Origin of the sequence: Citricoccus sp. (assembly GCF_035445025.1) — a bacterium.
Lineage (GTDB): Bacteria > Actinomycetota > Actinomycetes > Actinomycetales > Micrococcaceae > Citricoccus.
Genome location: NZ_DAOMPX010000067.1, coordinates 1 through 9482 on the forward strand (window position 1 = coordinate 1; position 9482 = coordinate 9482).

Genomic DNA, 9482 nt, shown 5'->3' on the forward strand with positions numbered 1-9482 from the left:
GCCTCGGCGTTCCGGCCCTCGTCGTGCAGGCGCAGCAGCGTCTGCAACCGGTCGCCCACCACGTGCCCGGCCACGGACACGAAGCCGGTGGCGCCCACGGACAGCCAGGGCAGGTTGAGCATGTCGTCCCCGGAGTAGAAGGCCAGCCCGGAGGTGCGCATGATCGAGGACGCCGCGCCGAGGTCCCCCGTGGCGTCCATGAGGGCGATGATCTGCGGGTGCTGGGCGGCGTCCCGGAGGGTCTCCGGTTCGAGGTCCACCCCCACGCGTCCCGGGTTGTCGTAGAGCATCACCGGCAGCGGGGTGGCATCGGCGATCGCCCGGAAGTGCTCGAGCAGCCCGGACTGGCTGGGGCGCGAGTAGTAGGGCGCCGCGACGAGCAGTCCGTCGGCCCCCGCCTCGTACGCCGCGACCGCCAGCCGGACGCTGTGGGCGGTGTTGCCGGAGCCGACCCCGGCGATGACCTTCCGGCCGGTCCCGGACACGGCCCGGCGGGCCGCCACGATCATGCGCCGCTTCTCAGCGTCATCCGTGGCACTGGACTCGCCGGTCGCGCCGTTGACCAGCACGCCGTCGTTCCAGCCGTCGCGGGTCAACCGGCCCACCAGTTGCTCGGCGGCCGTCGCGTCCATCTTCCCGGCCGCGTCGAAGGGGGTGACCATCGTGGTGATGACGCGGCCGAAGGCGGCGACGGCGGCGCTGCCGGCCGGCGTGCAACCGGGGTGCGGCCCGGGGTGGGACGTGCCCCCGTGCCGGCCGGCGGGCTGGGCCGCGGCCGGGAGGATGGCCGGGATGCCGGGGACGGCGTGGTCTGGACGGTCGGTTGCGCTCACGGATGGTCTTCCTGCTCTGCCCCCCGTGGCCCCCCGGAGGCCCGGAGGATGTTTCCGGCACCGGGGGGCTGAGACAGGACGGCTGCACTCGGATGGCAGATCACGTCGGCGCGACCGGGACCTTCGGATAGGTCGCGCTGCTGAGATCCTTGAGATCACGCTAAGGTCTCCGTCCGGCCTCCGGTACACCCGGTTACCACCAGTCCCCGGGGGCCCCAGGGTGCGCCGACTCTCAGGCCCTACTCGGTCCCGGTGGAGCGAGGGCCCGGACCGCCTCCCGGGACGGCCCTCCTGCCCTGTCAGTAGGGACCGTACCGATCGAGTATTGACTTGTGGGGATGCTCTGCTAGGTGCGCACGCCGTCGTGATCTGCCGTACCAGTTCACCCAGTGTTCACCTGAAATATCCTGCGGCGGCGGTTATGGTGCCCCCGTCACCGTGGACGGCATGAACCTCCCCCCGGCCGGCCGCCGCCCCGTCCGCGCCGCCTGCCCCGGAGACGACCGTGCGGGCAGCCTCCCCCAGGCCGCGACCGGCGGCACGAGGGGGGCTGCCCGCACGGCGACGGGAGCGGCGGGGTCCGCCTACTTGGCGAGGGCGTCCTCGGGGCGGAAGCCCTTCTTCGCCAGCTGGATCTGCTCGTAGACGTGGTGGCGCAGTTCGGAGAAGCGCTGCGAGGACCGGGTCTCGAGCTGGTCACGCTCCTCCGGCAGGTCGATCAGCACGTCCTGCTGGATCACGGTCGGCGAGGAGGACAGGATGATGACGCGCTCGCCCAGGTAGACGGACTCGTCGATGTCGTGGGTGACGAACAGGACCGAGACGCCCAGCTGCTTCCACACGCTGCGGACCAGGTCCTCGAGGTCGGCACGCGTCTGGGCGTCGACGGCGGCGAACGGCTCGTCCATCAGCAGCACCTCGGGCTGGTAGGCCACGGCGCGGGCGATGGCCACGCGCTGCTGCATGCCGCCGGAGAGCTGCCACGGGTAGGACTTCGGCACGTGGGCCAGGCCCACCGCCTCCAGTGCGTTGTCCACGAGCTCGTCCCGCTTGGCCTTGTCCACGCCCTGGTTCTTCAGCGGCAGCTCCACGTTGTCCCGCACCCGCATCCACGGGAACAGGGACCGGCCGTACTCCTGGAACACCACGGCCATGGACTTCGGCGGGCCGGTGACCTTCTTGCCGTGCAGGGTGACCTCCCCGGCGGTGGGGGCCAGCAGGCCGGAGATGCACTTGAGCAGCGTGGTCTTGCCGGATCCGGAGGGGCCGACCAGGCAGGCCAGCTGGCCCTGGGGCAGGTCGAAGGTGAGGTTCCGGACGGCCTCGATGTCACCACCGTCGGTGTGGTAGACCTTCTTCAGGTTGCGTACGGCCAGCATGGCCTCGCCGTCCGGCAGGGTCTTGCCCACGGTGAGCAGGCCGTCGGGGGTCTCGGCCACGCCACCCTGCGAGGAGACGGTGCCTTCGGTGGAGATCTGGTCCGGGGTCATGTCCTCGGTCCCTTCCTGGGTGGGGATGGTCGGTTCGGAAGCGGGGATGCCGGCAGCGCGGTGATCACCGGCGGCGGAGTGCGGATCAGGCTGCATTCTCGATCTCCCTCAGGCCGTGGTACCAGCGCAGCACGACGCGCTCGACGAGCTGGAAGACGAAGGACAGCAGCACGCCGATGATGCCCAGCAGCACGATGCCGGACCACATCTCCGGGATCGCGAAGGACCGCTGGAACTGCACGATGGTGAAGCCCAGGCCGGAGGACGCGGCGAACATCTCGGAGATGACCATCAGGATCAGCGCGATGGACAGCGACTGGCGGATGCCGGCCATGATCTGCGGCATCGCCGAGGGCAGGATCAGGTAGCGGACCCGGTTGAAGCCCTTGATGCCGTAGGTGTGCGTGGTGTCCGAGAGGACCTCGTCCATGGCGCGCACGCCCTCGATCGTGTTCAGCAGGATCGGCCAGACGGCGCCGGCGATGATCACCGCGACCTTCATGTCGTCACCGATGCCGATCAGCAGCATCAGGACGGGGATCAGGACCGTGGGCGGGATGGCCCGGAAGAACTCCATGGTCGGCTCGAGCAGCGCCCGCAGCCAGCGGACCGAGCCGATGAGCAGTCCGCCGACCATGCCGATGACGATCGAGCCGAGGATGCCCCAGAACAGCCGGACCAGGGACGGGAAGACGTCGGTGGTCATCCGGTCCCAGGTCCAGGTCTCCACGAAGGTCTCGGCCAGCAGGGCCGGGGTGGGGACGAAGAAGTTCTTCTCGCCGAACGCGGTGGCGAGATACCAGAGGACCAGCAGGATGACCGGCAGGCCGACGATGTACAGGAGGGACTTGAGGGTTTTCACTTGACGACCTCCGTACGCACCGAGGAGTGCCAGGACAGCACGCGCCGCTCGATCACGCGCATGACGATGTTGATGAGGACGCCGAGCATTCCGGTCGCCAGGATGAGGGCGTACATGGCCACGTAGGAGCCGCCGGACTGGGCCTTGGCGATCTCCGCGCCCAGGCCCGGGGTGCCGATGATCAGCTGGGCGGTGATCGCCAGGATCAGCGCGACGGCGGCGGCCAGGCGGACGCCCGTCATCAGGTACGGCAGGGTGGTCGGGAAGATGACGTACCGCAGGCGGGCCAGCGGGCCCAGGCCGTAGGACCGGGCGGTGTTCATGGCCACGTTGTCCACGTCGGCCACGCCGTAGAGGACCTGGATGAGGACCTGCCAGAAGGAGGCATAGACGATCAGCAGCAGCGCGGACTGGATGCTCACGCCGTAGAGCAGCACCGCCAGCGGGATCAGGGCGACCGACGGCACCGGGCGCAGGAACTCGATGGTCGAGTTCGTGAACCGGCGCAGGAACGTCGAGGAGCCGATGATGAACCCGAGCACCGTGGCGGCCGTGACGGCGATGACCATGCCGAGGAACCACTGCAGCATCGTGTCCCCGACGGCCTCCCAGAAGGCGGCCAGCCCGAAGTTGCGGAACAGGTCCGCGATCGCGGCCGAGGCCGGGGGCAGGTAGGTCGGGTTGACCACGCCGGTCCGGGACAGCAGTTCCCACGTCAGCAGGAAGCCGAGCAGGCCCGCCACGCCGAGCAACCGGGTGCCCCAGCCCCGCCGGGCGCGGCGCCGGGCCCGGCCGGGACCGGAACTCGTCCTGGACCCGGTGGCGCCGGACTGCGCCACGGAGGTGGGCGGTGCGGCCGGATCCGGGCGGGTGGGGATGTCGAGGGCGGCGACGGTGGCCGCGTCGATGTGCCGGCGGGTGTCACCCCGCCGCTGGTCGGGGCGGGCGGCGGCCTCGAGGCGGTGCAACCGCTCGATCTCCGTCTCCCGCCGGGGGTCCCCGGACGCGTGCGGGCCGCGCGGGCCCGGTGCGCCGGTTGGCGTCTGGTCAGTCATCGCTCGAGGTGCTCCGCTCGTGACAGGGGGTTGTCATGCCGTGGGTCTCCGGGAGGTCGGTGGCCTCCGATGTGATGCGTCCCACAGCCTGTGTCCAGACTAGACACTCGACCTCGGTAGTTCAAGGTGTCAATGGTTTTGACTTCCAACGGATTGGCGCAGTCTGCCGAGGGCTCGCACCGGCCCGGGGCGGGCCCTACGGACGTGACGCGGACCGTGCACGGGCAGTCGGCAGAATGGTCCCATGAACAGGCCCTCCACCACGAGTCGCCGCGGGGCGCGCCCGGACCCGTCATGCTCGACCTGAACCTGGTCCGGGTGCTCGCCGCCGTGATCGAGGAGGGGACCCTCACGGCCGCGGCGGACCGGCTGAACCTCACCCAGCCCTCGATCACCCACGCCGTGAACAGGCTCCGGCGCCTCACGGGCGATGACCTGTTCCGCCGGTCGGGACGCGGTGTCCGGCCCACCCGGGTGGCGCTGCAGCTCTACGCCGAACTGGGGCACCTGCCCCGGGACGCCGACGCCGCCCTCGCCCGGCTCACCGTCTTCGACCCCTCCACCGCCGCGCCCACGTTCCGGGCGGCCATGACCGACCTGGGACAGGCCGCCTTCCTGCCCGCCCTGTCCTCCATGCTGGAGCGGGCGGCCCCGCACGCCCGGCTGGAGGTCCTGCCCCTGGACACGGACACCGCCGCCCGCGACCTGGAGGCCGGGGACATCGACCTGGCGATCGCCTCGATCCCCCTGGAGGGCCGGATCCGCTCGACGCCGATCACCCGGGACCGCTACGTGGGGGTCTCGCGCACCGGGCGGTTCGACGCCGCCCCCACCCTGGACGCACTGGCCCGCCTGCCGCGCATCGTGGTCCGGGGGACGACCGGGCACACGATCGTGGAGTCGCGCCTGCCGCCCCCGCCGCCCGGGTCGCTCACCGTGGACGGGTTCTCCGGCATCCCGGCGGTCGTCTCCGGGACGGGCCTGCTCGCCGTCGTCCCGGGCATCGTGGTCCCCGGCTGGACCTCGCGCTGGCCGCTGCACGCATGGGAGCTGCCCCTGCCGGACGTGGAGACCAGCGTGTTCATCCACGCCACGGCGGGTGGCGCCACGGCCGCCGTGGACTGGTTCGTGGAGCGCGCGGCGGCGGCACTGCAGGGCAGCCGGCCCGACGCCCTCCGCGCGCGGGAGGCGCTCCCATAGACCTGGTCTATGGGACGGGCAGGAAGATATCAGTGGTCCCGCGGGACGCGGTGCGGTTCGATGGGGGCACGTCCACCCGACCGAAGGAGTTCGTCATGGGCACCCCCTCGCACCCCACCCGCACCCCGGACCGGCCCGGGTCGTGGCTGTCCCGCCGCAACCTGCTCCTCACCGGGGCTGCCGCCCTCGTGACCGGCACCGCCGCGGCCTGCGGCCAGGGCGAGCCCGCCGGCGGCGGCGCCACGTCCGGGGCCGCCGCCTCCGGGACGGGGTCCGGGGACGGCGGGCTGCGGGCCGTCTCGGTCGCGGCGATCCCCATCGTGGACGTGGCGCCGCTCCACCTGGCCAAGGAGCAGGGGTTCTTCGAGAAGGCCGGCCTCGACGTCGCCATCGAGGCCACCTCCGGCGGCGCGATCTCGTTCCCCGGCGTCTCCTCCGGACAGTTCGACTTCGCCTTCGGCAACGTGGTCTCGATGATGGTGGCCCGGTCACAGGGCATCGGGCTCAAGTTCTTCTGCTCGGGGTCCACCACCACGGGTGAGCCCGGCAACGACAACGTGGCCCTCATCGCCGCCCCGGACTCCGGGTACACGTCGATGACCGACCTGGCGGGCAAGACGCTCTCCTCCAACCAGCTCGCGAACATCGGTGACACCGCCTGCCGCCAGGTCATGGACAAGGCCGGGGGCGACGGCGGTTCGCTGGAGTTCATCGAGATGGCGTTCCCGGACGTCCAGGCGGCGCTGGAGAACGGGCAGCTCGATGCCGGCATCGTCGTCGAGCCCTTCGTCACCCCGGCGCTGAAGGCGGGGATGGTGGCGGTCAGCTGGCCGTACGCCGAGGCCAACCCCGAGCTGGACACCGGCGGGTACTTCGCCAGCGAGGAGACCCTCGAGAACGACCCGGACCTCGTGCGCTCCTTCCGGGAGGCGCTCGTGAGGGGCCTGGAGTACGCCCAGGACAATCCGGACGAGGTCCGCCGGATCACCGGCACCTACGCGACGATCGAGCCGGAGGTGCTGGCGGAGATCAAGCTGCCGCGATTCCGCGCCGAGTTCGACATGGCCGCCCAGGAGGAGCTGGCCGAGACGGCGCGCCGGTACGGGACCGTCACGGGCGAGCTGTCCGTCCCGGACATGTTCGTCGAGCTCTAGGACCGCCCCGGACCACCCGGACCGGCGCCGGCACCCCGGCGCGGTGACACCTGCAGGAAGGACAGTGGCAATGCGAGTAGACGAGGCAGTGGGGACGGTCATCGGCCGGATGGGGGCCCGCAGGATGTTCGGCGTGGTGGGCAGCGGCAACTTCCGCGTGACCAACGCGATGGTCCGGGCCGGCGTGCGGTTCACCGCCTCCCGGCACGAGATGGGGGCGGCGTGCATGGCCGACGCCTACTCCCGCGCCACCGGCGAACTGGCGGTGCTGACCGTCCACCAGGGCTGCGGCTTCTCCAACGCCCTGACCGGCATCGGCGAGGCGGCCAAGGCCCACACCCCGCTGCTCGTCGTCACCGGTGACATCCCCGGGGACCAGCGGCAGAGCAATTTCTGGATCGACCAGGACAAGGTCGCCGAGGGCATGGGTGCCGTCCCGGAGCGCGTGCACTCAGCGGACTCCGCCGTCCGGGACGTCGTCCGGGCGGTGACGACGGCGGTCGACCAGCGCCGGACGGTCGTGCTCTCCCTGCCCCTGGACCTGCAGAACGCCGAGATCCCGGAGAGGGACGTCGCGCGCGTGGGGCAGGCGGTCCCCGCCTCGGGACCGCTGCGTGCGGCACCGGCCCCGGAGGCCGTCGAGCAGCTCGCCGGGCTGCTGGCCGGGGCCCGGCGCCCGGTCATCGTCGGCGGCCGCGGCGCGCGCGCCGCCGTCGGGCCCATCCGCCGGCTCGCCGAGGCAACCGGTGCCCTGCTGACCACCAGCGCGGTGGGCCGGGGCCTGTTCCACGAGGACGAGTGGCACCTGGACGTGATGGGCGGGTTCGCCACGGAGGGGGCGGCCGAGCTGATCGCCGGCGCCGACGTCCTGGTCGCGTTCGGCGCGGCGCTGAACCGCTGGACCACCCGGGGCGGGGAGCTGCTGAGACAGGCCACGGTCGTCCAGGTCGACGACCGCGTCGAGGCCTTCGGGTTCCACCACCCGGTGGACGTCGCCGTCCTCGGTGACGCCGCGCTGACGGCCGAGGCCACGACGGCGGCCCTGCAGGCACTCCGCAGGGGCGCGGACGGCGCCGGAGCGGGCGGTGACGCGGCCGGGGCGGGACCGGGTGGCGCGGTCGGGTACCGCACGCCCGAGGTGGCCCGGACGGTGGCCGAGTCGCTGAACTGGTCGGACCAGCCCTTCGAGGACACCTCCGAGCCCGTGGTCCCGGGTGAGCCCGGCAGCGGCCGGATCGACCCGCGCGCGCTGACCAACGCCCTGGACCGGATGCTGCCGATGGAACGGGTGGTCGTCCCGGACGGCGGCAACTTCAACGCCTATCCCGCCATGCACTTGCGGGTCCCGGACAACGACGGGTACTGCGTGCCGCTGGCGTTCCAGTCCATCGGCCTGGCCCTGTCCAGTGCCGTCGGAGCCGCCGTCGCCCTGCCGGGCCGGGTGGCGATCGCCGGCGTCGGCGACGGGGGGTTCATGATGTCCCTCGTGGAGCTGGACACGGCCGTGCGCCTGGGCCTGCCGCTGGTGGTGGTGGTCTACAACGACAACGCCTACGGCGCCGAGGTCCACCACTTCGCCCACGAGACCGACGAACTGGACACCGTGGTCTTCCCCGAGACGGACATCGCCGCGATCGCCGCCGGCTACGGCTGCCAGGCCCTGACGGTGCGGCAGGAGTCGGACCTGGATCCGGTGCGGGCCTGGGCCGAGGGACCGCGGGACCGGCCGCTGGTGATCGACGCGAAGATCACGTCCTTCCCGTCCTGGGTGCTCGCGCACTCCTTCGAGGCCGGGGAGTAGGGGCTCACTCCAGCAGCAGCGCCGGCTCCTCCATGATGGCGGCGACGTCCGCCATGAAGCGGGCGGAGAGGTCCCCGTCCACCACGCGGTGGTCGAAGGAACCGCCCAGGGTGGTGATCCAGCGCGGGATGACCTCGCCGGACACCACCCACGGTTTCTGCCGGATGGTCCCGAAGGCCACGATGGCGACCTCGCCGCGGTTGATGATCGGGGTGCCGGTGTCGATGCCCAGGGCGCCGATGTTGGTGATCGAGATGGTCCCGTCGGCCATCTCGGCCGGCTGCGTCTTGCCGTCGCGGGCACGCTTGGCCAGCTCCGTGAGCGCCATCGCCAGTTCCCGCAGGGACAGCTCGTTGGCGTTCTTGATGTTCGGCACCAGCAGCCCGCGCGGGGTGGCGGCGGCGATGCCGAGGTTCATGTAGTGCTTGACGAGGATCTCCTCGTCCGTCCAGGACGCGTTGACGTGCGGGTTGCGCGCCGCGGCCCAGATGACGGCCTTGGCCAGGATCAGCAGCGGCGTGACCTTGATGCCCTCGAACTCACGGCTGGCCTTGAGCCGCTTGACGAACTCCATGGTCCGGCTGGCGTCCACGTCCACGTAGATGGACACGTGCGGGGCGTCCCGGTAGGACTCGGTCACGGCGGCCGCGGTGGCCTTGCGGACGCCCTTGACCCGGATCCGCTCGGTGCGGCGCTCGTTGTCCCCGGAGTCCGGCATCCAGAACGAACCCGAGGTCTCGATGTTCGTCTCGCGTTCGGCCAGGTAGTTCTCCACGTCGGTGCGGGTCACCTCCCCGAACTGGCCGGTCGCGCGCACCTGGGTGAGGTCCACGCCGAGCTCCTTGGCGATCCGGCGCACCGGCGGCTTGGCCAGCACCCGCTCGAACAGCCCGGCGGCCTCGGCCTGGCGCTCCCGGCCGGCGGCCACCCAGTTCCCGACGGCGGCCGGCAGCTTCAGGCCCCGGCCCGCCTGGGCGGCGGGCCGCGGGGCCGGGGCGGGCTGCGGGGAGGGTGCGGCCGAGGACGCCGGCAGGGGGGACGGCGCCGGGCGCAGCTGGTGCCCGACGGCGGCCGGGGTGGCCGGCGC

8 protein-coding genes are annotated in these 9482 nt (G+C 72.0%); 3 read left to right on the top strand and 5 right to left on the bottom strand.

The annotated features are described in order from the left end of the window. From PLJ28_RS13720 to PLJ28_RS13735, 4 genes are all read right to left on the bottom strand, one after another. A partial coding sequence (locus PLJ28_RS13720; RefSeq protein ID WP_324590248.1) for a dihydrodipicolinate synthase family protein occupies positions 1 to 833 on the bottom strand: 833 nt, incomplete at its 3' end. A gap of 584 nt (positions 834 to 1417) precedes the next feature. Next, entirely contained in the window at positions 1418 to 2212 is a 795-nt protein-coding gene (locus PLJ28_RS13725) for an ABC transporter ATP-binding protein (RefSeq protein WP_040385852.1), read from the bottom strand. Positions 2213 to 2408: 196 nt separating this feature from the next. Beyond that, on the bottom strand, positions 2409 to 3185 hold the full coding sequence (locus tag PLJ28_RS13730; protein ID WP_010143773.1) for an ABC transporter permease: 777 nt from the start codon (positions 3183 to 3185) through the stop codon (positions 2409 to 2411). After that, the gene (locus PLJ28_RS13735; RefSeq protein ID WP_050813612.1) at positions 3182 to 4024 is read right to left on the bottom strand and encodes an ABC transporter permease; all 843 of its coding nucleotides are present in this window, start codon (positions 4022 to 4024) and stop codon (positions 3182 to 3184) included. The genes PLJ28_RS13730 and PLJ28_RS13735 overlap by 4 nt, the downstream gene beginning before the upstream one ends. Positions 4025 to 4534: 510 nt before the next feature. On the opposite strand from PLJ28_RS13735, the gene PLJ28_RS13740 reads away from it, so the two are divergent. The 3 genes from PLJ28_RS13740 to PLJ28_RS13750 all read left to right on the top strand — a co-directional run bounded on the left by PLJ28_RS13740 (position 4535) and on the right by PLJ28_RS13750 (position 8395). After that, a complete protein-coding gene (locus PLJ28_RS13740; RefSeq protein WP_183529089.1) occupies positions 4535 to 5440 on the top strand; it encodes a LysR family transcriptional regulator in 906 nt (301 codons plus the stop codon). 95 nt (positions 5441 to 5535) lie between these two features. Continuing rightward, complete coding sequence (locus PLJ28_RS13745) at positions 5536 to 6594, top strand: ABC transporter substrate-binding protein (RefSeq protein ID WP_255459702.1); 1059 nt, start codon at positions 5536 to 5538, stop codon at positions 6592 to 6594. Positions 6595 to 6664: 70 nt separating this feature from the next. Continuing rightward, on the top strand, positions 6665 to 8395 hold the full coding sequence (locus tag PLJ28_RS13750; protein ID WP_183529093.1) for a thiamine pyrophosphate-binding protein: 1731 nt from the start codon (positions 6665 to 6667) through the stop codon (positions 8393 to 8395). 4 nt (positions 8396 to 8399) lie between these two features. Here PLJ28_RS13750 and PLJ28_RS13755 read toward each other — a convergent pair. Beyond that, a partial coding sequence (locus PLJ28_RS13755; protein WP_324590249.1) for a dihydrolipoamide acetyltransferase family protein occupies positions 8400 to 9482 on the bottom strand: 1083 nt, incomplete at its 5' end.